Consider the following 1,129-nt stretch of genomic DNA (forward strand, 5'->3'; position numbering starts at 1 on the left):
TCTAGTGGCCCGTAGTTGAACTACATGGACGCTTGGCGGGGTGGGATCATGGGTTATGGCAAACCATCCTGCGGCCCCGTTGCTGTTGCGCCAGGGCGACCGGGAGACACTGCAGAGGCTGGTCCGATCCACCTCGGTGCGCGCCGGTCTGGCACAGCGGGCAAGGATCGTGCTGCTGGCCGCCGACGGGGTATCCAACACCGAGATCGCCGAGAAGGTCGGGGCAACCCGCACCACGGTGATCGCCTGGCGGGCTCGCTACGACGAGGCCGGCATCGAGGGTCTGGCCGACCACGACCGGGCGGGCCGGCCCCGGAGAATCGACCACCGGGCGATCGTGGCCGCCACCCTCCGGCCCCCACCGAAGAAGCTGGGCGTCACGCACTGGTCCTCCCGGCTGGTGGCCTCCCGGCTGGGCATCGACCACAGCACCGTGGCCAAGGCCTGGCGGGAATACGGCGTCGCCCCGTGGCGGGAGGGCACCTTTAAGTTCTCCACCGACCCCGAACTGGTGGCCAAGGTCGTCGACGTCGTCGGCCTCTACCTGGCACCGCCGGAGAACGCGATCGTGCTGTGCGTGGACGAGAAGTCCCAGATCCAGGCCCTGGAGCGCACGGCACCGGGTCTGCTGATGCAGCCCGGCAAGGCGGCGGCGCGGACCCACGACTACATCCGGCACGGGACCTCGACCTTGTTCGCGGCCCTGGAGATCGCCACCGGCCACGTCACCGCCGCCTGCAAGCCCAGGCACCGGCGCCAGGAGTTCCTGGCCTTCCTGAAGCAGGTCGCCCGGGCCTACCCGGACGTGGAGCTACATCTGGTGATGGACAACTACGCGGTGCACAAAACCGCTGAGGTGAAGCAGTGGCTGGCGGAGAACCCCAGGTTCCAGGTGCACTTCACGCCGACCTCGGCCTCGTGGCTGAACCTGGCGGAGGTGTGGTTCGGAATCGTCGAACGCCAAGCCCTCCACCGGGCCGACGTCGCCTCGGTCAAGGAGCTGAACGCCAAGATCCGCGCCTTCATCAGCGGCTGGAACGATCGTTGTCACCCGTTTGTGTGGACCAAGACCAGCACCGAAATCCTCAACAAGGCCAACCGCCCAAGGACTTCAAAGACGGGCCACTAG

At 67.4% G+C, this 1,129-nt stretch carries 1 protein-coding gene; it reads left to right on the forward strand.

The window, feature by feature from the left end:
• The first annotated feature begins 55 nt into the window (after positions 1-55).
• Positions 56-1,129 (forward strand): IS630 family transposase, encoded by a 1,074-nt coding sequence (locus AVL61_RS11910; RefSeq protein WP_082697120.1) that lies wholly within the window; start codon positions 56-58, stop codon positions 1,127-1,129.

The organism is Kocuria rosea subsp. polaris (assembly GCF_001483755.1).
GTDB lineage: Bacteria > Actinomycetota > Actinomycetes > Actinomycetales > Micrococcaceae > Kocuria > Kocuria cellulosilytica.